23 protein-coding genes are annotated in these 25,811 nt (G+C 63.6%); 19 read left to right on the top strand and 4 right to left on the bottom strand.

What is annotated here, in order from left to right; all coding sequences use genetic code 11:
• Window positions 1–76: 76 nt before the first annotated feature.
• A complete protein-coding gene (gene mqo / locus L8U58_RS02070; RefSeq protein ID WP_080716033.1) occupies window positions 77–1,549 on the top strand; it encodes a malate dehydrogenase (quinone) in 1,473 nt (490 codons plus the stop codon).
• On the opposite strand, the gene L8U58_RS02075 is transcribed toward mqo, so the two are convergent.
• Complete coding sequence (locus L8U58_RS02075; protein ID WP_420839821.1) at window positions 1,546–2,916, bottom strand: protein adenylyltransferase SelO family protein; 1,371 nt, start codon at window positions 2,914–2,916, stop codon at window positions 1,546–1,548. The genes mqo and L8U58_RS02075 overlap by 4 nt on opposite strands.
• Between L8U58_RS02075 and cobA the strand changes: the two genes are divergently transcribed.
• Window positions 2,915–3,646 carry a uroporphyrinogen-III C-methyltransferase gene (gene cobA / locus L8U58_RS02080; RefSeq protein ID WP_051879472.1) on the top strand — a complete coding sequence of 244 codons (732 nt, stop codon included), beginning with the start codon at window positions 2,915–2,917 and terminating at the stop codon, window positions 3,644–3,646. The two genes, L8U58_RS02075 and cobA, sit on opposite strands and share 2 nt — an antisense overlap.
• Here the strand turns inward: cobA and yaaA are convergent.
• Complete coding sequence (yaaA, locus tag L8U58_RS02085; protein WP_269954589.1) at window positions 3,643–4,368, bottom strand: peroxide stress protein YaaA; 726 nt, start codon at window positions 4,366–4,368, stop codon at window positions 3,643–3,645. The two genes, cobA and yaaA, sit on opposite strands and share 4 nt — an antisense overlap.
• Before the next feature lie 69 nt (window positions 4,369–4,437).
• Between yaaA and L8U58_RS02090 the strand changes: the two genes are divergently transcribed.
• Complete coding sequence (locus L8U58_RS02090; RefSeq protein ID WP_269954590.1) at window positions 4,438–6,216, top strand: proline--tRNA ligase; 1,779 nt, start codon at window positions 4,438–4,440, stop codon at window positions 6,214–6,216.
• Here the strand turns inward: L8U58_RS02090 and L8U58_RS02095 are convergent.
• Window positions 6,213–7,166, bottom strand: coding sequence for a ferritin family protein (locus tag L8U58_RS02095; RefSeq protein WP_269954591.1), 954 nt, complete (start codon window positions 7,164–7,166; stop codon window positions 6,213–6,215). The genes L8U58_RS02090 and L8U58_RS02095 overlap by 4 nt on opposite strands.
• Before the next feature lie 42 nt (window positions 7,167–7,208).
• On the opposite strand from L8U58_RS02095, the gene rimP reads away from it, so the two are divergent.
• The 8 genes from rimP (at window position 7,209) to L8U58_RS02135 (ending at window position 15,541) form a co-directional block, all read left to right on the top strand.
• Complete coding sequence (gene rimP / locus L8U58_RS02100; RefSeq protein ID WP_034972920.1) at window positions 7,209–7,772, top strand: ribosome maturation factor RimP; 564 nt, start codon at window positions 7,209–7,211, stop codon at window positions 7,770–7,772.
• Between the two features lie 10 nt (window positions 7,773–7,782).
• The gene (nusA, locus tag L8U58_RS02105) at window positions 7,783–8,796 is read left to right on the top strand and encodes a transcription termination factor NusA (RefSeq protein ID WP_034972918.1); all 1,014 of its coding nucleotides are present in this window, start codon (window positions 7,783–7,785) and stop codon (window positions 8,794–8,796) included.
• A gap of 33 nt (window positions 8,797–8,829) precedes the next feature.
• A complete protein-coding gene (locus L8U58_RS02110; protein WP_080716034.1) occupies window positions 8,830–9,222 on the top strand; it encodes a DUF448 domain-containing protein in 393 nt (130 codons plus the stop codon).
• A 125-nt stretch (window positions 9,223–9,347) separates the two neighbouring features.
• A complete protein-coding gene (gene infB, locus L8U58_RS02115; RefSeq protein ID WP_034970609.1) occupies window positions 9,348–12,104 on the top strand; it encodes a translation initiation factor IF-2 in 2,757 nt (918 codons plus the stop codon).
• Between the two features lie 36 nt (window positions 12,105–12,140).
• Window positions 12,141–12,566 carry a 30S ribosome-binding factor RbfA gene (gene rbfA / locus L8U58_RS02120; RefSeq protein ID WP_034970610.1) on the top strand — a complete coding sequence of 142 codons (426 nt, stop codon included), beginning with the start codon at window positions 12,141–12,143 and terminating at the stop codon, window positions 12,564–12,566.
• The gene (locus L8U58_RS02125) at window positions 12,563–13,879 is read left to right on the top strand and encodes an MATE family efflux transporter (protein ID WP_420839824.1); all 1,317 of its coding nucleotides are present in this window, start codon (window positions 12,563–12,565) and stop codon (window positions 13,877–13,879) included. The genes rbfA and L8U58_RS02125 overlap by 4 nt, the downstream gene beginning before the upstream one ends.
• A gap of 74 nt (window positions 13,880–13,953) precedes the next feature.
• On the top strand, window positions 13,954–14,763 hold the full coding sequence (locus L8U58_RS02130) for a metallophosphoesterase family protein (protein ID WP_034982063.1): 810 nt from the start codon (window positions 13,954–13,956) through the stop codon (window positions 14,761–14,763).
• 67 nt (window positions 14,764–14,830) lie between these two features.
• Window positions 14,831–15,541: a 4'-phosphopantetheinyl transferase family protein gene (locus L8U58_RS02135; protein ID WP_155269868.1), complete on the top strand. Its 711-nt coding sequence runs from the start codon at window positions 14,831–14,833 to the stop codon at window positions 15,539–15,541.
• On the opposite strand, the gene truB is transcribed toward L8U58_RS02135, so the two are convergent.
• Window positions 15,538–16,467 carry a tRNA pseudouridine(55) synthase TruB gene (truB, locus tag L8U58_RS02140; protein ID WP_269954592.1) on the bottom strand — a complete coding sequence of 310 codons (930 nt, stop codon included), beginning with the start codon at window positions 16,465–16,467 and terminating at the stop codon, window positions 15,538–15,540. The two genes, L8U58_RS02135 and truB, sit on opposite strands and share 4 nt — an antisense overlap.
• Before the next feature lie 30 nt (window positions 16,468–16,497).
• Here truB and L8U58_RS02145 point away from each other — a divergent pair, with 30 nt between their 5' ends.
• The 8 genes from L8U58_RS02145 to L8U58_RS02180 all read left to right on the top strand — a co-directional run bounded on the left by L8U58_RS02145 (window position 16,498) and on the right by L8U58_RS02180 (window position 25,779).
• Window positions 16,498–17,478, top strand: a complete 981-nt coding sequence (locus L8U58_RS02145) for a bifunctional riboflavin kinase/FAD synthetase (RefSeq protein ID WP_269954593.1) — start codon at window positions 16,498–16,500, stop codon at window positions 17,476–17,478.
• A gap of 132 nt (window positions 17,479–17,610) precedes the next feature.
• On the top strand, window positions 17,611–17,880 hold the full coding sequence (gene rpsO / locus L8U58_RS02150) for a 30S ribosomal protein S15 (protein WP_034970619.1): 270 nt from the start codon (window positions 17,611–17,613) through the stop codon (window positions 17,878–17,880).
• Window positions 17,881–18,113: 233 nt separating this feature from the next.
• A complete protein-coding gene (locus L8U58_RS02155) occupies window positions 18,114–20,408 on the top strand; it encodes a polyribonucleotide nucleotidyltransferase (RefSeq protein WP_034976016.1) in 2,295 nt (764 codons plus the stop codon).
• A gap of 54 nt (window positions 20,409–20,462) precedes the next feature.
• The gene (dapB, locus tag L8U58_RS02160; protein WP_034972902.1) at window positions 20,463–21,236 is read left to right on the top strand and encodes a 4-hydroxy-tetrahydrodipicolinate reductase; all 774 of its coding nucleotides are present in this window, start codon (window positions 20,463–20,465) and stop codon (window positions 21,234–21,236) included.
• Between the two features lie 4 nt (window positions 21,237–21,240).
• Window positions 21,241–21,993 carry an FAD-dependent thymidylate synthase gene (gene thyX / locus L8U58_RS02165; RefSeq protein ID WP_269954594.1) on the top strand — a complete coding sequence of 251 codons (753 nt, stop codon included), beginning with the start codon at window positions 21,241–21,243 and terminating at the stop codon, window positions 21,991–21,993.
• 75 nt (window positions 21,994–22,068) lie between these two features.
• Window positions 22,069–22,971 carry a 4-hydroxy-tetrahydrodipicolinate synthase gene (gene dapA / locus L8U58_RS02170; RefSeq protein WP_269954595.1) on the top strand — a complete coding sequence of 301 codons (903 nt, stop codon included), beginning with the start codon at window positions 22,069–22,071 and terminating at the stop codon, window positions 22,969–22,971.
• Between the two features lie 7 nt (window positions 22,972–22,978).
• Window positions 22,979–25,099 (top strand): ribonuclease J, encoded by a 2,121-nt coding sequence (locus L8U58_RS02175; protein ID WP_034991656.1) that lies wholly within the window; start codon window positions 22,979–22,981, stop codon window positions 25,097–25,099.
• 44 nt (window positions 25,100–25,143) lie between these two features.
• The gene (locus tag L8U58_RS02180; protein ID WP_269954596.1) at window positions 25,144–25,779 is read left to right on the top strand and encodes a TIGR03085 family metal-binding protein; all 636 of its coding nucleotides are present in this window, start codon (window positions 25,144–25,146) and stop codon (window positions 25,777–25,779) included.
• Window positions 25,780–25,811: the final 32 nt, after the last annotated feature.

A 25,811-nucleotide genomic window follows, 5' to 3' on the forward strand; every position in this document is an offset into this window, starting at 1 on the left:
AAACATAGAGCTACAGGCGTAGAGTAAATGTGAAGCAATAAAGATCTGACTTTTCCTCCGAAGGAATGAATACATAGTGGCAAACAAAGATTCTGTGGATGTAGCACTAGTCGGCGCTGGTGTTATTTCCAGCACCCTGTCCGTCATGCTCAAGGAGCTGCAGCCAGACTGGAGCCAGGTGATCATCGAGCGTCTGGACACCCCGGGTGCGGAATCCTCCGATCCGTGGAACAACGCAGGCACCGGTCACTCCGCACTGTGCGAGCTGAACTACACCCCCGAGGTCAACGGAAAGATCGACATTTCCAAGGCCGTCGGTGTGAACGAGAAGTTCCAGGTCTCCCGCCAGTTCTGGAGCTACCTGGTGGAACAGAACGTGCTGGGCGACCCGTCCGAGTTCATCAACAAGGTGCCGCACGTCTCCTTTGCCCAGGGCATGGATCAGGTCGACTACCTGAAGGCCCGCTACGAGGCGCTGAAGGATCACCCGCTGTTCCCGAACATGCAGTACAGCGACTCTGACGAGAAGTTCGCCGAGTTCCTGCCGCTGATGGCTCGCGGCCGTGACTTCAACAACCCGGTCGCGATCTCCTGGTTCGACGACGGAACGGACATCAACTACGGCGCCCTGACCCGCCAGTACCTGGATGCCGTGACCGCGAAGGGCGTTGAGGTTCGCTACGGCAACGAGGTCAAGAACATCGACCGCGACGGCTCGAAGTGGAAAATCACCACCAAGAACCTGCACACGGGCGATACCTCCGTAATCACTGCCAACTTCGTCTTCATCGGCGCAGGCGGTATGGCTCTGCCGCTGCTGCAGAAGTCCGGCATCCCGGAGATCAAGGGCTACGGTGGCTTCCCGGTCTCCGGCCAGTGGCTGCGCTGCACCAACCAGGAGCTGGTGGAGCAGCACCAGGCGAAGGTCTACGGCAAGGCTTCCGTCGGCGCCCCGCCGATGTCCGTCCCGCACCTGGATACCCGCGTGATCGACGGCAAGAAGGGTCTGCTGTTCGGCCCCTACGCCGGTTGGACCCCGAAGTTCCTGAAGAAGGGCAGCTACCTGGACCTGGTCAAGTCCCTGCGCCTGGGCAACATCCCGTCCTACCTGGGTGTTGGTGTGCAGGAGATGGGCCTGACGAAGTACCTCATCGAGGAGGTGCTGAAGGACCAGGCAGCCCGCGTGGAATCCCTGCGCGAGTACATGCCGGAAGCCCGTGCCGAGGATTGGGAGCTTGTCACCGCTGGCCAGCGCGTGCAGGTCATCAAGCCGATCGGCGCCCCGAAGTTCGGCTCCCTGGAGTTCGGCACCGCGCTGATCAACTCCAACGACGGCACCATTGCCGGACTGATGGGTGCTTCCCCGGGTGCGTCCATTGCACCGTCCGCAATGCTCGAGGTTCTGGAGCGCTGCTTCGGCAACCGCATCGCCGACTGGGCTCCGAAGCTGAAGGAAATGATTCCTTCCTACGGCACCCGCCTGTCCAAGGACTCCAACCTGTTTAACGAGCAGTGGGATCGCTCCCAGAAGGCTCTGAAGCTGGTCTAGGTTCCGCAATACGTCGTGAACTCGGCCTCCGCGCGCGGCACCGCCGCATGGAGGCCGAGTTTTTCGTATTTGTCGTCCCACTCGTAGGGATTGCGCAGCGCCTCAAGGGTTAGCAGGTAGCGGCCGATGTCTCCCTGTTCGGCCTCCACAAGCGCCGCCTGTAGGCCGTGGTTCCGCGGCAGATAGATCGGATTGCGGGGCTGCGGATCCAGCGCCGACCAGCGCTCGGTCCACTCCGCGGCGCCAGGAATTCCTTCGAGGCCTGGCGGGACCTCGCCCGGAGTGAGTCCCGCCAGCAGCGCGTTGTAATCGGGCGCCGCGACCTCCAACAAACCCAAGAGCTGCTCCGCGCAACCTTCCGCCCCCAACGCTGCTGCCATCGCCTTGTCCCACGCCGCGCCGTACTGCGGCTGGTAGCGCTGTAGCCGTTCTGTAAATTTTTTGACGCCCTCATCGACCAGCGGCACGAGCGCCTCAGCCAGGCGCGCAAGGTTCCACATCATCACGGCGGGCTGCTGGGCGTAGGCGTAGCGGCCACGGGTGTCGATGGAGCTATAAACAGTGTCCGTGGCGAAATAGTCCATGAACGCGCACGGGCCGAAGTCGATCGTCTCGCCGGAAATCGCCACGTTGTCGGTGTTCATCACACCGTGGATAAACCCGAAGCGCATCCAGTTGGCGACGAGTTCGGCTTGGCGGACGACGGTGGCGTCAAAAAGATCGAGGGGCGAGGAGCCAGCGGGGAAGTGGCGGGCCAGGGCGTAACGGGTGAGGCGGTCGGTGACGGACGGGCCCAAAAGCGCGGCGTATTGAAAGGTGCCGATGCGGATGTGGGAGCTGGCGACGCGCACTCCGATCGCGCCCGGGTGGAGGCGCCTGCGGGGAACGGTGCCGCCCGTGGTGAGGACGGCTAGGGAACGGGCGGTGGGGACGCCGAGCGCGTGGAGGGACTCGGCGAAGGCGAACTCCTTGAGGGCGGCGTCGAGGGGGTAGTGCCCGTCGCCGCCTCGGGAGAAGGGCGTGCGACCGGTGCCTTTGGCGTGGATGTCCCAGTTCTTGCCGTGGGGATCCGTGTGCTCGGACAGCAGGAGGGCGCGACCGTCGCCCATGCGCGGGTTGAACTGGCCGAACTGGTGGCCGGCGTAGCCCAGCGCGACACAATCGCCCTGGCCGGTGAGGAAGTCTATGCCCGCGGGGCTGCGGAGCCATTGGGGGTCGAGGCCCAGCTCGGTGGCGAGGGGTTCGTTGAGGACCAGCACCTGCGGGTTTGGGAAAACCTCGCCGGTGGCGGGGAGCGCGAGTTCCGGGAATTCTTCGGCGAAGGTATTCATGGTGCTGACCATTGTAGGGGTAGGCTGAGAACCCATGAGTGAGACAGGCAAAGTAGTGCTGATCGGCGGCGGACCGGGCGCATGGGATCTGATTACGGTGCGGGGCATGCGCGCGCTGCAGGCGGCCGACGTGATCCTGACGGATCACCTGGGGCCCACGAGCGAGCTGCACAAGCTGTGCGACGTGGAGGCCAAGGAGGTCATCGATGTGGCCAAACTGCCTTACTCGAAGCAGGTCAGCCAGGAGCGGACCAACGAGCTGCTGATCGAACATGCCCGGGCGGGGAAGAACGTCGTCCGGCTGAAGGGCGGGGATCCGTTTGTGTTCGGGCGGGGGTTTGAGGAAGTGCAGGCGTGTGCTGCAAGTGGCGTGCCCTGCGAGGTGATCCCGGGCGTGACCAGCGCGGTGAGCGTTCCCGCGGCCATTGGGGTGCCAGTCACCCAGCGGGGAATGGTGCACGCGTTCACCGTGGTCTCCGGCCACGTGAAGCCCAACGACCCGCGCAGCCTGGTGGATTGGCGGGCTTTAGCAGCATCGGGGGCCACGCTATGCGTGATCATGGGCGTGCGTAACGTCGCCGCCATCGCCGCGGAGCTGCAGGCCGGAGGGCTGAGCGCAGACACCCCGGCGGCGATCATTCAGGAGGGCACCACGGAGCAGCAGCGCTCCTTCCGGTGCACGCTGGGCACGCTGGCGGAAACCTTCGAGGTCAACGGGGTGACCTCGCCCGTGGTGTACGTCATCGGGGACGTCGCGGGACTCTAGACGACCAGGGTGAGCTCGGCGGAGTTTAGCTCCACCGTGAATCCGGCGGCGCGGGCGATGTCCGCGACCTCGGCGGCAGTGGTGCCGGTGGGGTTCTGCGCCAACGCGCGGGCCAGCAGACCCTTGTAGTGCTTGTTGAAGTGGCTGACGACCTTGCGACTGCCGTCCGGGCGCACGGATTCCACCCGCACAGTCACGGCAGTCTTGAGCTTGCCGAGCTGCTGATAAGCACCGGATCGCAAGTCGACCACCAAGCCGTGCTCCGCCTCCGCCCGCTGGAGTGCCTCGGTGATCGCGGAGCCCCAGCGCTTCTTCATGGTGGTGCCGGGGGTCAGCTTGGTGCCGCCTGACAGGCGGTAATGGGGGATCGGGTCCCCGCCCATGACTAGGCCAAACAGTGCTGAACCGATGGCTAGGTGGTGCGTAGTGGCGTCCGAAAGAGAAGACACATCGAGCACATCGTAGAGCACGCCCGTGTAACGGTGCAGGGCAGGCAACGTCGGGGCGGTGTGGAGGACTTGGTTGGCCTCGACCTCGCTGCGTAGCTTCTCGGACAGGCCCAGGACCTGCATGGCGGCATCCGGATCGTCGGTGCACAAGGCCACCAGGTCGCGGGCGATGTCCTCGCGGATGGGGTCGAGTTCCGGGAAGTGCAGCGGCGCACCGGCAGGCAGGGAACCGCCGGGGGCCTTGGTCTCGGATGGGGGAAGCACGATCAGCATTCCCACAGACTAGCTAAAACCCCTACCGAACGACACAAGTCACAAGGCGAAAAGGTAAAGTCAAGATTCATGATTACTCGGATGTCACAACTCTTCTTGCGCACCCTTCGCGACGACCCCGCGGATGCAGAGGTGCCCAGCCACAAGCTGCTGGTACGCGCGGGATACATCCGCCGCGTGGCCCCCGGCGTGTACTCGTGGTTGCCGCTAGGCCTGCGGGTTCTGCGCAACATTGAAAAGATCGTCCGCGAGGAAATGAACGCCATCGGCGCACAGGAACTATCCTTCCCAGCGCTGCTGCCTCGCGAGCCCTACGACACTACCGGACGCTGGGTGGAGTACGGCGACGCACTGTTTAGGCTGAAGGACCGGAAGGGCGCCGACTACCTGCTGGGACCGACGCACGAGGAGATGTTCGCCTCCGTCGTGAAGTCTGAGTACAACTCCTACAAGGACTTCCCGGTCATCCTGTACCAGATCCAGACGAAGTACCGCGACGAGGAGCGTCCGCGCGCCGGCATCCTGCGTGGCCGCGAGTTCGTGATGAAGGATTCCTACTCCTTCAACATGAACGACGAGGGGCTGGACGAGTCCTACCAGCTGCACCGCAAGGCCTACCAGAACATCTTCGACCGACTGGGCATCGAGTACGCTATCTGCTCCGCGACCTCCGGCGCTATGGGCGGTTCCGCGTCCGAGGAGTTCCTGGCTGTCGCGGCCAACGGCGAGGACACATTCGTGCGTTCGACCGAGAGCGACTACGCGGCGAACGTCGAGGCTGTGGTGACGCAGGTCCCGCCGACGCAGCCGATCGAAGGCCAGCCGGAGGCCAAGGAATACGACACCCCGGATAGCGAAACCATCGAAGCGCTGGTGGAGTGGGCCAACAGTGAGGGCATCACGGTCGATGGCCGTGCCGTGGAGGCCGCGGACACGCTGAAGTGCATCGTGGTGAAGGTCAACGATCCGACCCTGGATAAGGAAGGCAAGCCCCGGGGCGAATCCCTGACCGGTGTGCTGGTGCCGGGCAACCGCGAAGTTGACATGAAGCGCCTGGAGGCGGCCATGGAGCCCGCACAGGTGGAGCTGGCCGACGAGGCGGACTTCAAGAAGCACCCGTTCCTGGTTAAGGGCTACGTCGGACCGAAGGGTCTGGCGGACAACGGCGTGCGCGTGCTGGCCGACCCGCGCGTGGTCGAGGGAACCTCCTGGATCACTGGCGCGGACGCGAAGAACCGCCACGTCGTGGGTATGGTCGCCGGACGCGACTTCACCCCGGATGGCGTGATCGAAGCCGCCGAGGTGTTGGAAGGCGATCCGTCGCCGGACGGCAAGGGCACCCTGACCCTGGCCCGCGGCATCGAGATCGGACACATCTTCCAGCTGGGCCGCAAGTACACCGAGGCCTTCGACGTGAAGATCCTGGACGAGGCTGGGCGCCTGTCGATTCCGACGATGGGCTCCTACGGCGTGGGCGTATCGCGCCTGGTGGGCGTTATCGCCGAGCAGATGCTGGACGAATCCGGGCTGCGCTGGCCGGCCTCCGTGGCTCCTTTCGACGTGCACGTGGTCATCGCCAACAAGGACGCCGCCGCGGGTGAAGCTGCCGTGGAGCTGGTGGAGACGCTGTCCAACGACGGTCTGGAGGTTCTTTTCGACGACCGCCCGAAGGTATCCCCGGGCGTGAAGTTCAAGGATTCCGAGCTGCTGGGTATGCCGCTGGTCATCGTGGTCGGCCGCGGTTTTGCCGACGGCAAGGTGGAGCTGCGCAATCGGATGACGAAGGAGACCTACGAGGTTGACTACGCCAACGCACTCACTGAGGCGAAGCGGGTGCTGAACTCCTAGTTCGACTGCCCGCGCAGGTGCATGTCCAGGGGATCCTTCCCCTGGAGGCGCTCTAGGGTCGCCTCCGCGTGAGAGTTGGCCCGCACCCAGCCCGCCGCGAACTGGACGGCGCGATCGTCGTTGGCGTGTTCGGTAATGCGACGCAGCTGAACGCTGATGGGGGTCAGCGTGGGGTAGAGGTACGCCGCAGCGTCCGTTTTCCCGTCCGCGTCGCCTTGGCTATAGCCGGACTCCGGGGAGGGCACATCGGCGCCATGACTGCGCAGAACGTCGATGGACTGATCACGCAGAACTCGCAGCTGGTCGGCCACATCTTGAATCTGCGAGCGTGTTTGTCCGTCCGCGGCAGGCACCTTCGCCAGGGCCACTCCCGAGGCGTAGATCGCCCCATAGGTCAGCGGCAGTAGAGCCTGGAAGTCCTCCGCATTCCCCACGCCGCGGGAGAACTCGGGAAGGCTGTAATCGGATTTCTTGGCCGCGCTGTACGCGCCCCATAGACCCGCGATGAGGGAGTTCTGCGCCCCCAATTGTTCCCGTTGATCTGCGGAAAGCTCCTTGCCGTCGTTGCTGAGCGCAGCGGGGTAGAGCTTGTCCAAAAAAATTTCTTCTGAGCCCGACGTTGCCTCGTCCGCCTCGTCGCCGCATTGTTGCGGCGGGTTGCCGTCCTTGTCGCTGCCGCATTGACGCCGAACTTCCTTGGCCAACAGGTCGTGCTGCTGGCCGAGGAATGCATGCCACTTTTCGAGCTTGGCGGAGGCCATCTTTTGCTGTTGGTTTTTCACCGCCGCCGCCAGTTCCACCAGTTGCTCCGTCGGTGCTGGCTGACCACCGAATGCCAGCCCTTTGTCGCAGGAGGCAAGGGTAAGCCCGGCGCCTACAAGCGCCCCGGCGCTGAGAAAACGGCGACGGGAGAGGAGCGGGAGAGGGAAGCTGGAACTGGTCGTATTCATCAGTGTTAGAAGTCTACTAGAAGCCGCCTGCTGCTAGACTGCATGGTCATGGCATTTCCCCACAAGGAACAGTTGGCAGACTCGCTACGCGGGCTGGTTGAAGAATTCGGATTGGTGATCGAAGACATCAAGATCACCAAGGCCGGAGCGAAGTCCGCGATCAGGATTGCGGTGGATACCGCCGATCCGCGCGCGGAAAGGCCGGATCTGGATCGGTTGGAAGAACTCAGCCGCGAGGTGTCCGCCCACTTGGATGACGCCGAAGCGAAGGGGGACATGAGCTTTGGACCGGGATACACCTTGGAGCTATCCACTCCGGGCGTCGATTTCCCCCTGACGGAGCGGCGCCACTGGGTGCGCAACATTGGGCGGCAGGTGCGACTGGCCGATGGTGTGCACCGCATTGCTCAGGTGGGCGACGAAGATGTCGTGTTGATCACACCACACAAGAAGTCTCCACGTGTGCGGCGCGTGCGATTCGCAGATCACGCAGGAGCGGTGGTAGAAGTGGAATTCTCTCCGGCGCCTAACGCCGAAGCGGAGCTCGTCGGACTGGCGATCGAAGCTTATGACGTGCCGGAAGCGCAAGACCCTGCAGAAGACTAGGAGCAAACAAGTGAATATTGACATGGCGGCACTGCGTGCAGTCGAAAAGCAAGAGTCGGTACCCTTTGACGACTTGCTGGAGGGGGTTAAGCGGGGTCTGCGGGAGGCCTACCGCGCCAACAGTCGTTTCACCGGCCCGGTCGATGTGGACATCGATCCCATCAGCGGCGAAGTGACCATCTACCAGGTCGAGAAGGACGAAGATGGCAACGTCATCGGGCGCCTGGACGACACTCCGAAAAATTTTGGACGCGACGGCGCACTCGCGGTGCGTGAGGCAATCCGCTTCCGCATCAACTCCGCGCGCGTGCAGAACCGCTATGACGAGTATGCAGAGCTGCGCTACCGCGTGGTCTCCGGTGTGGTCTCCGCGGATGCACGCGCCAATGAGCGCGGCGTGACCATCGTTCACCTGGGTACCGAGGCTAACGGTCAGGACGGTCAGATCCTGCCGGCTGAGCACATTCCGGGGGAGAAGCTGGAACACGGCATGCGGGTGAAGGCGTTCGTGACCGACGTGATCAACAACGCCAACCGCATGGTGCAGATCAACCTGTCCCGCACCCACCCGGAACTGGTGAAGGGACTGTTTGCGCTCGAGGTGCCCGAGGTTGCGGATGGTTCGGTGGAGATCGTCTCCGTCGCCCGCGAAGCCGGCCACCGTACCAAGATCGCCGTGCGCTCCACGGTGAAGGGGCTGAACGCCAAGGGAGCCTGTATTGGTCCACGTGGCCAGCGCGTGAGCAACATCATGAGCGAGCTGGGCGGGGAGAAGATCGACATTATCGACTACTCCGATGATCCGGCGACGTTCGTTGGCAACGCCTTGTCGCCTTCCAAGATCGTCAGCGTCAAGGTCACCGACCCGGAGATGCAGGTTGCCCGTGCCGTTGTCCCGGACTACCAGCTGAGCCTGGCCATCGGCCGCGAAGGTCAAAACGCCCGCCTGGCAGCACGTCTGACCGGCTGGAAGATCGATATTCGCTCGGAGACGGACGCGGCTGCGGAGGACACGCCCAGTTAACTGTTTCCACCGTGAGCGGGGTACAGTGGACAGGTGGTATCCCATGAAAGTCCTACGGGTAAGCACCTTCCCGAACGGACGTGCATTGCTACCAAGCAGGTGATCGGAATAGATCAGCTGCTGCGTTGCGTTGCACGTCATGCTGCGGAAGGCACCGAGGGTAAGGTTCAGGTTGTCCCGGACCCGGAAAGGAAGCTTTCCGGGCGGGGCGCGTGGATCACTCCCACCGTGGAGGCATGGGAAATCGCCGTGAAGCGTAGGGCTTTCAGCCGTGCGCTTAGGGTATCCGCCACCGTGGATGCAGACCCTGTACGTGACTACATCGTCACACTGCCAGTGACAGTGGAAGTAGGTGACGGCCGCGAAAGTGGGCGTCAACAAAAAGGACGAGGAACTTACGTCGACATGAAGAACAACGAAGCCTGATGAGACCGCGATGAAGCAGCATCAGCGATGAGTATCTACAAGTACGGGAGTCGTACGTAGCCCCGGCTGCAGGTAAGCCTGCATGCTAGAGCGCACTACGGCTCCGCAAGACATGAAGGAGAGTAGTGGCCGGAAAGCTACGCGTACACGAGTTGGCCAAGGAACTCGGGGTGACGAGCAAGGAGTTGCTCGCCACGCTGAAGGAACAGGGCGAGTTCGTTAAGACCGCTTCCTCGACGGTGCAGCCGCCCGTCGTGAAGAAGATGAAGAAGCACTACGGGGTGGGCGAGCAGAGCCCCGCCGAGAGTGCCGCTGGCCCGAAGACCAGCCCGCAGCCGACCCCGCAGGCAGGTCCGAAGCCTGCAGCAAAGCCGGGTCCGAAGCCCGCAGCTAAGCCAGGTCCGAAGCCTGGTCCGAAGCCGGTGAAGAACACCAACCCGGTCGCGAATGCTGGCACGAAGCCGACCTCCTCCGTCAAGCCGGGCGAGGCTCCGAAGCCGAAGCAGGCCCCGAAGCCGGCAGCCAAGCCAGCTCCGAAGCCGGCAGCCAAGCCAGGTGCAAAGCCGGGCCCGAAGCCGGGGAACAAGCCGGGTAGCAAGCCAGGCCCGAAGCCGGGCGGTCGTGCTCCGCGGGTCGCTAACAACCCGTTCTCCTCTGGCGCTCCTGCCGAGCGTCCGGCTCCGCGTCCGCGTGGTGGCCAGGCCGCTCCAGGTGACATGCCGCGTCCGGGCGCTCGTCCGGGTGGCAAGAAGCCCAGCCCGAAGCAGGGCGGCGGCCGTCGTCCATCGCCGGCAATGATGCCGAGCCACCCGAACCCCGCGCAGATGCCGTCGAAGTCCGACAACTTCGGTGGTGGCCGCGGTCGTGGTGGTCGCCACGGCGGACCAGGTGGTCCGGGAGGCCCCGGTGGCCCGGGTGGTCCGGGAGGCCCGCGCGGCGGTCGTGGCGGCCGTCGCGGCGGCACCGCCGGCGCATTCGGTCGTCCGGGTGGTGCACCGCGTAAGGGACGCAAGTCGAAGCGTCAGAAGCGCAACGAGTACGAGGCAATGCAGGCGCCGAGCGTCGTTGGCGGCGTGAAGCTGCCTAACGGCAAGGGCGCGAAGATTCGCCTGGCTCGTGGTGCATCCCTGATGGACTTCGCCGAGAAGATCGAGGCGGACGCAGCGGCACTGGTCCAGGCACTGTTCAACCTGGGCGAGATGGTCACGGCTACCCAGTCCGTGTCTGACGAGACCCTGATGCTGCTGGGCGAAGAGATGGACTACAAGGTCGAGGTCGTCTCCCCAGAGGACGAGGACCGCGAGCTGCTGGAGTCTTTCGACCTGCAGTTCGGTGAGGACGAGGGCGAGGATGAAGACCTGGCTCAGCGTCCTCCGGTGGTTACCGTCATGGGTCACGTCGACCACGGTAAGACCCGCCTGCTGGATACGATCCGTAAGGCCAACGTCGGTTCCGGCGAGGCCGGCGGTATTACCCAGCACATTGGTGCTTACCAGGTCGCCGTGACCATGGAAGGCGAGGATCGACTGGTCACCTTCTTGGATACCCCTGGTCACGAGGCATTCACCGCCATGCGTGCCCGTGGTGCGAAGTCCACCGATATTGCGATCCTGGTGGTCGCTGCGGACGACGGCGTGATGCCGCAGACCGTGGAGGCCATTAACCACGCCAAGGCTGCGGACATCCCGGTCGTGGTCGCGGTGAACAAGATCGATAAGGAAGGCGCACAGCCGGACAAGATCCGTGGCCAGCTGACCGAGTACGGCCTGATCCCGGAGGAGTACGGCGGCGAGACGATGTTCGTGGACATCTCTGCAAAGCAGGGCACCAACATCGACCAGTTGCTGGAGTCCGTCCTGCTGACCGCCGATGCATCGCTGGATCTGCGCGCGAACCCGGATATGGACGCCCAGGGTGTGGCCATCGAAGCACACCTCGACCGTGGTCGCGGACCTGTGGCCACCATCATCGTTCAGCGCGGTACCCTGCGCATCGGTGATTCCATCGTCGTTGGTGACGCCTACGGTCGCGTGCGCCGCATGATCGACGAGCACGGCAACGACGTCCAGGAAGCTGGCCCGTCCCGCCCGGTCCAGGTGCTGGGCCTGACCAGCGTGTCCGGTGCTGGAGATAACCTGTTGGTTGTCGACGAGGACCGTACGGCTCGCCAGATCGCGGATCGTCGTGACGCTCGCCGCCGCAACGCGCTGGCTGCACGCAGCCGCAAGCGCGTCTCCCTGGAGGATCTGGATGCGGTGTTGAAGGAAACCAACACCCTGAACCTGATCCTGAAGGGCGACAACGCCGGTACGGTCGAGGCGCTGGAAGACGCGCTGCTGAAGATCGAGGTCGACGACGAGGTCGAGCTGAACATCATCGACCGTGGTGTCGGTGCTGTGACGGAGACTAACGTCAACCTGGCCGCCGCCTCCGACGCGGTGATCATCGGCTTCAACGTCCGCGCCGAGGGCAAGGCAACCGAGGTTGCCAACGCCGAGGGCGTGGATATCCGCTACTACTCGATCATCTACAAGGCGATCGAGGAGGTCGAGGCTGCGCTGAAGGGCATGCTGAAGCCCATCTACGAGGAGAAGGAGATCGGTACCGCGGAAATCCGCCAGATCTTCAAGGCTTCCTCTGTGGGCCTCATCGCAGGTTGCATGGTGGAAACCGGCAAGGTGCGCCGCAACGCTCAGATCCGCCTGATCCGCGACGGAAACGTCGTGGCGGAGAAGGCGACCATCGAGTCGCTGCGCCGCGAGAAGGACGATGTCACCGAGGTCACCGCTGGCTACGAGTGCGGTATGGTGCTGTCGTACCCGGACATCCAGGTTGACGACATCATCGAGGTCTTCGAGCTGGTTGAGGTGCCGCGCGACTAAGGCGTGGTGGCGTCAAGAGAAAAATAGGAGAGGCTCATGGTTGATCACGCACGTGCTGCCCGCATGGCAAAGCGCATTCAGCAGATTGTCGCTACCGCCATCGAGCGGCAGATCAAAGATCCGCGCCTGGAGTTCGTGACCATCACGGACACGCGGCTGACGGGCGACCTGCACGATGCAACGGTGTTCTACACAGTCCGCGGCAAGACCGTGGACTCGGAGCCGGACACCGACGCAGCTGAGGCCGCCCTGGCCAAGGCGAAGGGGCAGCTGCGCAAGATCGTCGGCGACCAGCTGAGCGTGCGCTTCACCCCGACGCTGAGCTTTAGCCTAGACACGGTGCCGGAGGCCTCCGCGCACTTCGAGGAGCTGCTTGCCCGGGCGAAAGCCCAGGATGCGGCTCTGAAGGAGCAGTCCGCCGGCGCACGTCCGGCAGGCGACGAGGACCCGTACAAGGCATAGTGACTAAGCACTCTGACACCGGCCAGGCCGATGCCCGCACAATTGTGGGGCTGGCCTGGCCGGCTCTCGTTGTACTGGCGGCCACACCGCTGTATTTGCTGCTGGATACGGCCGTCGTGGGACGGTTGGGCGCGACAGATCTGGCGGCGCTGGCTGCCGGCGCGACGGTGTTGAGCACCGTCACTACGCAGCTGACGTTCCTTTCCTATGGCACGACCGCCCGTGCGGCCCGCCACTATGGGGCCGGGCGCCGCTCCGCCGCGATCTACGAGGGCGTGCAGGCCACCTGGGTCGCCGTGGCCGTGGGAATGCTGCTGGCCGGGGTTGTTTTCGCCTTCGCGCCGTCGATCATGGGGTTCTTTTCTAGTGACGCCACCGTGGTCTCCGAGGCGACGACGTGGATGCGGGTGACCTGCGCGTCGATCATCCCGGCGCTGTGCACCATGGCGGGGAACGGTTGGTTGCGCGGCATGTCGAACACAAAGCTGCCGCTGTGGTTCACGCTTGCCGGGGTGATTCCGATGGCGGTGATCGTGCCGTTGTCGGTGAAACACTTCGGGCTTGTCGGTTCGGCGTATGCGAATGTGTTGGGGGAGTCCATCACCGCCGTGTGTTTCCTTGGGGCGCTGGTTGTGTACTGGCGGGCGGAGGGGGACGGGAAGTCCCTGGCGCCGAACTGGACCGTGATTAAGTCACAGCTGGTCATGGGGCGGGATCTGATCCTGCGCAGCCTCAGCTTTCAGGTCGCCTTTATCTCCGCCGCGGCGGTGGCCGGGCGCATGGGGCCGGCTCCGCTGGGTGCCCATCAGGTGCTGCTGCAGCTGTGGAACTTCCTGACGTTGGTGCTGGATTCCGTCGCCATCGCTGCTCAGGCGTTGGTGGGTGCGGCGCTGGGCGCGGGGTCCTATGCGACGGCCCGCAAGGTCGGCGTGTCCGTGCTGCGCTTTTCGGTCGGCGCCAGCCTGTTGCTGGCCGGTGCGCTGGCGGCGGGTGCGCACGCGATCCCGCGGATCTTCACGTCCGATGCCGACGTTCTGGCGACGATCGGCGGCCCGTGGTGGCTGCTGGTGTTGCTGGTGCTGGCCGGGGGCGTGGTCTTTGCCCTGGATGGGGTGCTGCTCGGGGCCGCGGATGCCGCGTTCTTGCGCACCGCGACGATCGCTTCCGTGTTGGCGGGGTTCATACCTTTGGTCTGGTTGTCCTGGATCTTCGGCTGGGGTTTGGTCGGCGTGTGGTGGGGCCTGTTTGCCTTCATTTTGATCCGTTTGGCCTTTGTCTGGCAGCGCTTCGCCGGGGATGAATGGATGAACTAGGTCAGTAACTATTGTTGACTAGTGTTAAGCTTGTTAACAATTGTGACTTGATCTGGTGAAAGGGGGAGTGTGGAATGCCTCGCACGCTATGGGCCGTCAGCGATTTGCATGTGCGCGCCCCCGGCAACCTGGATCTGGTGCGCGAACACGTCCGCCCTACCAATGCGGGGGACTGGCTGATCGTCGCCGGGGACATCGCCGAGGATCTGGACTCTATCGAACGCACCCTTGGGCTGCTGCAAAGTAGGTTCGCACAGGTCATTTACACACCCGGCAACCATGAGCTCTTCAGCCGTACCAGCGATACCGTCCACGGTCGCGCGAAGTACGATGCCGTCATCGCCGCCGCGCAGCGCCTCGGGGTGCTCACCCCGGAGGATCCCTACCCGACGTTCGCGGGGCGCACGATTGTGCCGCTGTTTACCCTGTACGACCACTCGTGGCGTGATTCTTTAATGACGCCCACCGCCGCGCTGGCTGCCGCTCGCGACAAAGGCATCGTACTGATGGATGACCTGGCGATTGCCCCGTATGAGGACATAGCAATGTGGTGCCGCGATCGCCTGCGCTACTCGGTGCGCCGCCTATCGGCGGTGCGCGGGCCGACGATCCTGGTCAACCACTGGCCGCTGGTGCGTGAGGCCATGCAGAACGTTCGGCACCAGGAGATCGGCCTGTGGTCGGGCACGCGGCACACTCAGCAGTGGCCGCAGCGCTACCGCGCAGACGCAGTGGTTTATGGGCATTTGCATATTCCGGTAGAATTCTCGCTCGGCAATGTAACGCATACGGAGGTCTCCCTCGGTTACCCAAGGGAGAGGAAGGTGAGCCTTCCGCCCCGGTTAGAAAAAAATTTGTGGCCCTACCCAGTTGTTACCGAGTAGAGACAAAACACGCAGAGGAGGTGACAGCATGATGTACCCAGCAACAACCACAGCAACAACAACCGCCATGCAGGACGCGGCAGTAGTGGAAAGCTTCGGCGCGGCTCAGTCGACGATCCCGCGCGGATTACTGCCTCACGGTGCGGCCTGCGCAGAGTTGCATAGCGCGCCGACCAAGCAGCCGGACTTGCAGTACTTCCAGTCTCTGCCTGTGGAGGAGCAGGCGCTGGTCGGCACCGCCGTGGATCGGCGCAAGGCCGACTTCGGCGATTCCCGCTGGTGTGCGCACCAGGCGCTGAAAAGCTTCATGGACGTCCAGCCTCCGATTCTGCGCGGCCCGCGCGGAATGCCTCTGTTCCCAGACGGCATCGCGGGATCCCTGACGCACACGGAGGGCTTCCGGGCCGCCCTGCTGGCGCCGACTCACCGCTGGCAGTCGGTGGGCATAGACGCGGAGGTTGCCCGCCCGTTGCCAGAAGGAGTGTTCTCCACCATCGCGCGTCCCGGAGAGCAGCGCCGGATCCGCAACACCATGCGCTCCGAGGACCTGCAGCTGCTGGATACCGTCTTGTTCAGCGCCAAGGAGGCCACCTACAAGGCCTGGTTCCCGCTGACCCACCGCTTCCTGGACTTCGACCAAGCGGACATCGACCTCCGCGCCGACGGCACTTTCACCTCCTACCTGCTGGCGCGTCCGGTTCCGGTGCCTTTCATTCAGGGGCGGTGGACCATCCGCAACGGATACGTCATCACCGTCACAGCCGTTCCGGCCAACTAGTCCATTCCCGCGGGGCGCGCGACGAAGACGCTGGCGGCCCGCTTGCCCTTTTCTTCGACCAGAGCGATCGCCCGGCCCGACGGGGTCACCGCCGCGTGCACACCCTTGTGGCCGACGGGCTGTAGCCATTTGCCCAGGGACAGGTCGACCCCCTCCGATTCGCTGACCTCGCGCACGTCGAAACAGCGCACCATCGCTTCGTCCAGGTTGAGGGACAGCTGCGGAGCCTTCTCGAGCTGTTCCAGCGTGCGTGCCTCGGAGATGTCGAAAGGGCCCACCGACGTGCGCCGGAGCTGCGTCAGGTGGCCGCCCACGCCCAGGGCTTCGCCGACGTCCCGGGCAATCGCCCGGATATACGTCCCACTAGAACAGTGCACTGAGATACGAACGTCGATGCAAGAGGTGGCGTCCACACCAAAAACAACATCGAGCACCTCCAGCGAGAAGATGGTGACGGGCCGCTCCGGTAGCACGACCTCCTGGCCTTCGCGGACGAGTTCGTGGGCGCGCTTGCCATCGATCTTGATGGAGGACACGGACGTGGGGCGCTGCATGATGTCGCCGCGCTGGGCATCAAAGGCTGCGTGGATGCGCTCTTCGGTCAGCGCTTCGAGGTCTGCGGGCGCGGCGGTGGACAGCACCTCACCCTCCGCGTCATCGGTGTGGGTCGCGGCGCCCAGGCGCACAGTTGCCTCGTAACGTTTATCGTGCGCGACGACGTGGGCCAAAAATTTTGTGCCTCTTTCGACGCCCACAACGAGCAGCCCCGTAGCCATGGGATCTAAGGTGCCCGAATGGCCCACCCGGCGCGTGCCCATGATCCGGCGAAGCTTGGCGACCATGTCGTGGGAGGTGGGGCCGGAGGGCTTATCCACCAGAACCACCCCGGAACGATCCAGGATTGAAGTGCCAGTGCGTTGATTCATACCCACACACTATCGGCTAGCATGCAACGTGTGAGTATCTGGTACGGACTGGACAGAATTCCCGAACACCTGGCCGTCGGCGGGACCGTCGTAACCATCGGCGTGTTCGACGGTGTGCACCGCGGACATCAAGAACTGCTGAAGCGAGCGGTCGAGCTCGCGCGCGAGCGGGGAGTGCCCAGCGTGATGTTCACCTTCGACCCGCACCCGACGGTGGTATTCCGCCCGGATGCCGTGCCGCCACTGCTGTCTACCGTGCGGCGGCGTGCGGAGCTAGCGCACGAGTACGGCATCGACCACGTGGTCGTCGTGTCCTTCACCAAGGAGATCGCCAGCTGGTCGCCCCAAGAGTACGTGGACACTGTGCTGGTGAAAATGCTCAACGCCAAGGCAGTGGTGGTGGGGGATAACTTCACCTTCGGGCACAAGGCCGCCGGTACCTCCCAGACGTTGCAGGAGCTGGGCGAGGCCCGCGGCATGCGTGTCGACGTGCTGGGGCTGCTGGAAGATGGCGACCATGTGGTGTGCTCGACCTGGATCCGCCAGGCGTTGGCGACAGGCGATGTGGACGGGGCGAACGCGGCCCTGGGCCGCAGCTTCTGCGTATCCGGGGAAGTCACGCACGGCGCGGGGCGCGGCGGTCGCGCGCTGGGATTCCCCACGGCAAACCTTTACTTCGCAGAGAAGTACGCGCTGCCCGCGGATGGCGTGTACGCGGGATATGTGACGGTGCTGCCGGGGCACGGAATTGCTGCGGGGGCACAGGTGGGAACCATGCCGGTGGGCGAGCGGCTGCCCGCGGCAATCTCCGTGGGCACCAACCCCACCTTCGGCCACGAGCCGCGCAGCGTGGAGAGCTTCATCTTGGACCACGATGCCGACCTATACGGGCTGGATATCGCCGTGGAGTTCATCCACCGTCTGCGGGGGATGGAGACCTATAGCTCCCTGGACGAGCTAATCGAGGCCATCAGTAGGGACGTCACCGAGACCCGCAAGGCGCTGGGATAGCGTTTGGGATTCCAGTTTTGGGATCTGCAGGGAGTGCGTGCTAAACTCCCCAGGTCGAGCGACTGTGGTCTGCGGTAGTCGCTGGTTAAAACCTTTCGCGCAGACTGAAATAACTATCAAGGAGAAAAATCCATGGCACTGTCCAAGGAAAAGAAGACCGAAACTCTGAAGGAGTTCGGCCTGCACGAGACCGACACCGGCTCCCCGGAGGCTCAGATCGCCCTGCTGACCGTTCGCATCCGTCAGCTGACCGAGCACCTGAAGTACCACAAGCACGACCACCACTCCCGCCGTGGCCTGCTGCTGCTGGTTGGTCGCCGCAAGGGCCTGCTGAAGTACCTGGCAGAGAACAACGTTGACCGCTACCGCTCCTTGATCGAGCGCCTGGGTCTGCGCCGCTAAGCGCTATCCCCTCGGGAAACTTCCGCCCGCCACCTTTTGACGTCGCTACTGCGACGAGGTGGCGGGCGTTTGTGCTTTTCGTGCTAGTGTTGGTGCCGGTTAAAACCTAAAAAGCTAATTGAATATTTAACAGGCCACCACGGCGGCGTCGGCACCGAAGACCAGACGAACAACAGTGAGTGCCGTGGCGTGCTACGCAAGGTAACGCAGAAAGGCGATTGCGAAACTTCATCATGAGTACGAAGAAGCAGAACATTCAGGCAGAGCTCGTCGACCCGGATGCAGGGGTGTGGGAGGCAGAGGCCACCATCGACAACGGCGACTTTGGTACCCGCACCATCCGCTTCGAGACCGGGTTGCTGGCCCGCCAGGCTGACGGCGCAGTGACGGCCTACCTGGACGAGGACACGATGCTGCTGTCCACCACCGCCGCCTCCCGCCAGCCCCGTGAGGGCATTGACTTCTTCCCGCTGACGGTCGACGTGGAGGAGCGCATGTACTCCGTCGGCCGCATCCCGGGAAGCTTTTTCCGCCGCGAGGGGCGCCCGGGCACCGATGCGATCCTGGCCGCCCGCCTGATCGACCGCCCGCTGCGCCCGACCTTCGTCCGTGGCCTGCGCAACGAGGTGCAGGTCATCGTCACGGTCCTGTCGATGGATCCGAATGATCGCTACGACGCGCTGGCTATCAACGGCGCCTCCGCCTCTACGCAGCTGTCCGGCCTGCCGGTGTCCGGTCCAGTCGGTGGCGTGCGCATGGCGCTGGTCGTCGATGACAAGCACCCGGAGGGCCAGTGGGTTGCTTTCCCGACGCGCGAACAGGAAGAAAAGGCCATCTTCGAACTGGTCGTGGCCGGTCGCGTGACTGAGCCGGTGAAGCCCGCCCGGGGGCGCGGACGTGGCCGCGGCAAGGGCTCTAACAATGGGGCGCCGAACGTTGCCGTCATGATGGTGGAGGCCGGCGCTACCGATTCTGTTGTGGAGCGCATCGCCCAGGGTGCGCCCGCCCCGACCGAGGAGGTTGTGGCGCAGGGTATCGAGGCCGCCAAGCCGTTCATCGCCACTCTGTGTGAGGCGCAGGACGCTCTGGCCAAGGCTGTGGACGCCGAAACGCGTGAATTCGAGCTGTTCCCGCCCTATGGCGAGGACGTTTTCGCCTCGGTAGAGGCGGAGGCGCTCGACGCGCTGGAGGACATCATGACTATCGCCGACAAGCAGGAGCGCGATGAGGCGCTGGCGGCGAACATGCAGGCCAACGTCGACCAACTGCTGCCGGAGTTCCCGGAGCGAGAGGCCGAGATCCGCGCGGCGCACAACGAGATCACCAAGACGGTGGTGCGTCGCCGCATCCTGGAGGATGGCTTCCGCATCGACGGCCGCGACAGCACCACCATCCGCGACCTGGGCATTGTCGTGCAGCTGATCCCGCGCGCCCACGGTTCTGCTCTGTTCGAGCGTGGCGAAACCCAGATTCTGGGCGTCACCACGCTGGACATGCTGAAGATGGAGCAGCAGATTGATTCTCTGGGTCCGGAGACCACGAAGCGCTACATCCACCACTACAACTTCCCGCCGTACTCCACGGGTGAGACCGGCCGCGTGGGCTCCCCGAAGCGCCGCGAGATCGGCCACGGTGCGCTCGCGGAGCGCGCATTGACGCCTGTCATTCCCAGCCGTGACGACTTCCCGTACACGATTCGTCAGGTCTCTGAGGCTTTGGGCTCCAACGGCTCGACCTCCATGGGCTCCGTGTGCGCCTCGACCTTGAGCTTGTACAACGCTGGCGTGCCGCTGAAGGCACCGGTGGCGGGTATCGCCATGGGTCTGGTTACCGGCAAGGTCGGCAAGTCCGGCAAGGACAAGTACGTCACCCTGACGGACATTCTGGGCGCGGAGGATGCCTTCGGCGACATGGACTTCAAGGTGGCCGGCACCGCCGACTTCGTCACCGCATTGCAGCTGGATACCAAGCTGGATGGCATTCCGTCTGACGTGCTGGCCGAGGCTTTGCAGCAGGCCCGTACCGCACGCCTGGAGATCCTGCAGCTGATGGGGGAGGCCATTGACTCTCCGGATGATATGAGCGATCTGGCTCCGCACATCACCAGCATCAACATCCCGCAAAACAAGATCGGTGAGGTTATCGGCCCGAAGGGCAAGACCATCAACCAGATCACCGAGGAGACCGGTGCGAACATCACCATCGAGGACGATGGCACGGTGTTCATCTCCGCGATCGGGGGAGAGGCTGCCCGCGAGGCGGAAGAGAAGATCAACGCTATCGCGAACCCGCAGCAGCCGAAGGTGGGCGACCGTTTCCTGGGAACCATCGTGAAGACCACCGCATTCGGTGCCTTCGTTTCCCTGCTGCCAGGAAAGGATGGCCTGATCCACATTTCCAACCTGGGTGGGGATCGTCGCATCGAGCGCGTGGAGGACGAGGTCTCTGTCGGTGACAAGCTCGAGGTGGAGATCGCGGACATCGACAACCGCGGCAAGATCTCCCTGGTACTGGTGGACGAGGACTAGTTCAGAACTAGCCGAGAAACTAGCCACAAACTAGCTGGAAAGAGTGATTTCTTTATGACTCGCATTGGTGTTTTGGGCGCTCGCGGCCGAGTAGGCAGCGCAGTGGTTGCCGCCGTTGAGGCAGACTCGAACCACGAGCTGGTCGCCGCCATCGACCACGGCGATGATTTGCAGGCGCTGGTGGATAACCAGGCAGAGGTCGTGGTGGACTTCACCGTGCCGGATGCCGTCATGGGCAACCTGGAATTCTGCATCAAGAACGGCATCCACGCGGTCGTGGGCACCACGGGCTGGACTGAGGAACGCTTCGAGACCGTCCGCGGTTGGCTGCAGCCCTCCCCGGAGGTCGGCGTGCTGGTCGCCCCAAACTTCGCAATCTCCGCCGTGCTGACCATGAAGTTCGCGGAGATCGCCGCGCCCTTCTTCGAGTCCGCCGAGGTAGTGGAGCTGCACCACCCGAACAAGGTCGATGCACCGTCGGGAACTGCGGTGCACACCGCGGAGGGCATTGCGCGCGCTCGCAAGGCCGCCGGTCTTGCCGAGCAGCCGGACGCCACCACGCAGTCCCTCGATGGGGCTCGCGGCGCTGACGTGCAGGGCGTGCCGGTGCATGCCGTGCGCATGACCGGAATGGTTGCCCACGAGCAGGTCATCTTCGGCACCAAGGGGCAGACCCTGACCCTGAAGCAGGATTCCTACGACCGAGAGTCCTTTGTGCCGGGCATCATGATCGGCGTGGAAAAGATCGGCGCTAACCCGGGCCTGACCATTGGGCTGGAGAAGTTCCTGGGCCTTGATGGCAGCACGGACGGCGGTGCTAAGGCCTAAGCACATGGCTACCGTTGCACCCCTACAGATCGACCTGGTCGGCCACACCGACTTCCAATCGGTGGAGGATCTGGAGTGGCAGACAGATGCCACGGGCGGCGCCGCCCTGGTCGAGTTCGCAGGTCGCGCCTGCTACGAGACCTGGGACAAGCCCAATCCGCACACCGCGACCAACGCGGCCTATGTGCGCCACATCATGGATGTCGGCCACACGACGCTGCTGGAGCACGCCAGCGCCTCCATGTATCTGCGAGGCGTTTCGCGTTCCTGCTCCCACGAGATCATGCGGCACCGGCACTTCAGCTTCAGCCAATTGTCGCAGCGCTATGTCCCTTCCGATGAAGCACGGGTCGTGGTTCCGGAAGCGATTGAGGACAACGAGAATCTGAAGAAACTGTTCCTCCAGGCTGCGGACGTTGCCTATGACGCCTACCGGGAGATCCTGGACGGCTTGGGCGAGGACTTCGCGGAAGAGCCTAATGCAGTGCTGCGCACCAAGCAGGCCCGCCAGGCCGCCCGTGCAGTCCTGCCGAACTGCATCGAAACCCGCTTCGTCATGAGCGGTAACTTCCGCAGCTGGCGGCACTTCATCGCCATGCGGGCAGCGGAGCATGCAGATCCGGAGATCCGCCGGATCGCAGTGGCCTGTCTGCGCAAGCTACAGGCCGTAGCGCCGAACGTCTTCGAGGACTTTTCGATCACGCAGTTGCACGATGGCGGGGAGATGGCGACGAGTCCCTATGTGGGTGAATCCTAAAACTAAAACCGCAACGCATCGGACATTGCACCCAAATACGTGCGTTTCTCGGGAAGGAAGGTAGTCTGGGAAGTCATGAGTACAGGTAACGCAGCAACAAGGGGATCCGCGCATTTCGGAACTATCTCTCTTGCGATGGTGACCCCCTTTAAAAAGGACGGTTCCATCGACTTGGATGCGGGTGTGACTCTAGCGGGTCACTTCGTGGAAGAGGGCTGCGATTCTTTGGTCTTGGCCGGAACCACCGGAGAGTCTCCCACTACGGGTGCGACCGAGAAGCTTGACCTGCTCAGAGCAGTACGATCCGAGCTCGGCGACCGCGTAAAGCTCATCGCCGGAAGCGGATCGAATGATACCGCTGCCACTGTCGAACTGTCCCGCGCTTCGCAGGACGCTGGTGCTGACTCTCTGCTGGTTGTGACTCCTTACTACTCCCGTCCCAGCCAGGAGGGGCTCTATCAGCACTTCACGACCGTTGCGGACGCCGTGGATATTCCCGTCTGCGTCTACGACATCCCTTCCCGTTCCGTCGTTCCGGTAGAGCCGGAGACCCTGCACCGACTGGCTGCGCATCCACAGATCGCAGCCGTGAAGGATGCCAAGGGTGACCTGGCCGCAGCCATGGAGCTGATCGAGAACACCGACCTGGCATGGTACTCGGGCGATGACCCGCTGAACCTGCCGTGGTTGGCCGCTGGTGCCACGGGCTTTATCTCCGTGATTGGCCACGTTGCGGCGCGACAGCTGAAGGAACTGAGGGATGCTTTTGACGCCGGGGACCTCGCCACGGCCCGCAGCATCGCTGTGCGACTGCAGCCTCTGCAGAAGGCACAGGCACGGCTCGGAGGCGTGACTTTCGCAAAGGCAGCTTTGAAGCTAAAGGGGAAGGACGTGGGTGCGCCCCGTCTACCCATTATCGAACCGACAGCCGCTGAGATGGATCAGCTGGCTCAAGACCTGCAGGCAGCAGGGGTATAGGGAAAATATGACTGAACAACGTTCCCGAGGCCGCAAGGTAACTCGGAAGGCAGCTCCGCCGAGCGCTGAAGCGGAAGCACAATCGGACAACACCGCTGTCTCTAACACTGAGGCTGCGACGGTTTTCAACGACGGTGGCGTCGCTAATAACGACGGCGCTAACAACAGCGCCGATGCTGGCAACGACAACGGCAACGGCAAGAACGACGGCGGCAACAACAACGCTAAGAACAACGGTGGCGGCAACCGCAACCGTAACCGCCGTTCCCGCGGCCGGGGTCGCGGTGGCAACGGCAACAATGGCAACAACAACGGCAACAACAACGGCCGGGGGCGCAACAACCGCGGTGGCGACCGCCGCAAGGGTGCGCTGAAGGCAATGCAGGGTGCGGACCTGACACAGCGTCTGCCGAAGCCACCAAAGCAGCCTAAGGGCAGCCTGCGCATCGTCGCTCTGGGTGGCATTTCCGAGATCGGCCGCAACATGACCGTTTTCGAGTACGACGGTCGCCTGCTGATTATCGACTGTGGTGTGCTCTTCCCGAGCTCCGGTGAGCCGGGCGTGGACCTTATCCTGCCGGACTTCAGCTACCTGGAGGACAAGTGGGACCGCGTCGAGGCTCTGGTTATCACCCACGGCCACGAGGACCACATCGGCGCAATCCCGTGGCTACTAAAGCAGCGCGCGGACATTCCGATCATCGCCTCCCGCTTTACCTGCGCCCTGATCGCGGCTAAGACGCAGGAGCACCGCCAGCGTCCGAAGCTGATCGAGGTGGATGAGAACTCCCACGAGAGCCGCGGCCCATTCGACCTGCGCTTCTTCGCCGTGAACCATTCCATCCCGGACTGCCTGGGTATTGCCCTAAAGACCGGCGCTGGTCTGCTGGTTCACACCGGCGACATCAAGATGGACCAGACCCCGCTGGACGGTCGCCCGACCGATCTGCCGGCGCTGTCCCGCTTTGGCGACGAGGGCGTGGATCTGTTCCTGTGTGATTCCACCAACGCGACCACCCCGGGTATATCAGGCTCGGAGGCTGACATCGCCCCGACGCTGAAGCGCCTGGTGCGCGACGCAAAGCAGCGCGTGATCATCGCCTCCTTTGCCTCGAACGTCTCCCGCGTGCAGTCCGCTGTGGACGCTGCGGTGGCTGCCAACCGCAAGGTGGCCTTCAACGGACGCTCCATGATCCGCAACATGGAGATCGCAGAGCGCATGGGCTACCTGAACGTGCCACGCGGTACCATCGTCTCCATGGACGAGGCCTCGAAGATGGCTCCGCACAAGGTCGTTCTGATTACCACCGGTACCCAGGGCGAGCCGATGGCGGCTCTGTCCCGCATGGCGCGCCGCGAGCACCGCCAGATCACCGTCCGTGATGGCGACCTGATCATCCTGTCTTCCTCCTTGGTTCCAGGTAACGAGGAAGCTGTGTTCGGCGTGATCAACATGCTGTCCCAGATCGGCGCGACGGTTATCACCGGCCGCGATGCGAAGGTGCACACTTCCGGCCACGGTTACTCCGGTGAGCTTTTGTTCCTGTACAACGCCGTCCGCCCGCGCAACGCCATGCCCGTGCATGGCGAGTGGCGCCACCTGCGCGCCAACAAGGAGCTGGCGATCAGCACGGGTGTGAACCCGAACAACATTCCGCTGGCGCAGAACGGCGTGGTCGTGGATCTACACAAGGGTCACGCGAAGGTCGTTGGCCAGATCACCGTCGGCAACCTCTACGTCGACGGCACCCGCATGGGTGACATCGACAGTGGCGTTCTGGAGGACCGCACCGCGATGTCGGAAGGCGGCCTGATCTCCATCACCACCGTGATCGACAACCGCACTGGTCGCCCACTGGAGGCACCGAGCGTGCAGGCCAAGGGCTTCTCCGACGATGCCCGCGACATGCTCAAGGAAATCCAGGAGAAGGTCGACAACGTGATGATCGACCTGGCCGGTGAGGGGGAGAACGACCCGTACCGCATGGCGCAGGTAATCCGCCGCAAGGTGGGCAAGCTGATCTCCGACAAGTGGAACCGCAAGCCGATGATCGTGCCGACCGTGGTTCCGATGAGCTCCGAGATCGTCGAGGAACTCGACGAAGAGGACTCCCGCGAGTCCATCTAGCGAGCCGCTTTTCGCTACGCTGGGGTGCCATGGACAATCGCACCATGAGCACCTCCCAGTCCGAACGCGAAGCGCTGGCTAACCTGCTGCAGCAGTCCGGCCCCGATGCACCTACACTCTGCGAGGGGTGGACCACCCGCGACCTCGCTGTGCACCTCGTTATCCGCGAGTATCGCCCCGACGCTGCAGCGGGGCTTTTCTTCAAGGGGCTGGCAAATCGCCTGGATTCCGTCAGCCACGACTATGAATCTAAGCCATTCGGTGAGCTGGTTGAGATGTACCGCAGCGGTCCGCCCGCGTGGAACCCGATGCGCCTGGCAGACAAGTATGCCAACCTCGCCGAGAACTTCATCCACCACGAGGACGTGCGCCGCGGGGGAGGGGAGGGCGCCCCGCGTGATTTACCGCAGTCTGCCCGGGATGACCTGTGGAATGCGGTGAAGGTGATGGCTAAGTTCTTCCTGCGTTCCTCGACTATCCACGTAGTCCTGGAGCGCACGGATGCCGCCACGCCGACCGTCGCCCGCGCCGGAGCTGATTCTTCCTTCGACGAGGTGCGGGTGAAGGGCGCCTCCGGGGAGCTCTTGCTGTGGCTGTACGGTCGCGATAGCGTTGCCGAAGTCACCTTGACCCCGGAGGATCCGGCTACAGTGAACCGCATTGGTCGCCACGTATTTTAACCCATCTTTTTAGAGCAAAGCGCGTGTTGCTC

Source organism: Corynebacterium macclintockiae, from assembly GCF_027570165.1.
Taxonomy (GTDB): domain Bacteria; phylum Actinomycetota; class Actinomycetes; order Mycobacteriales; family Mycobacteriaceae; genus Corynebacterium; species Corynebacterium macclintockiae.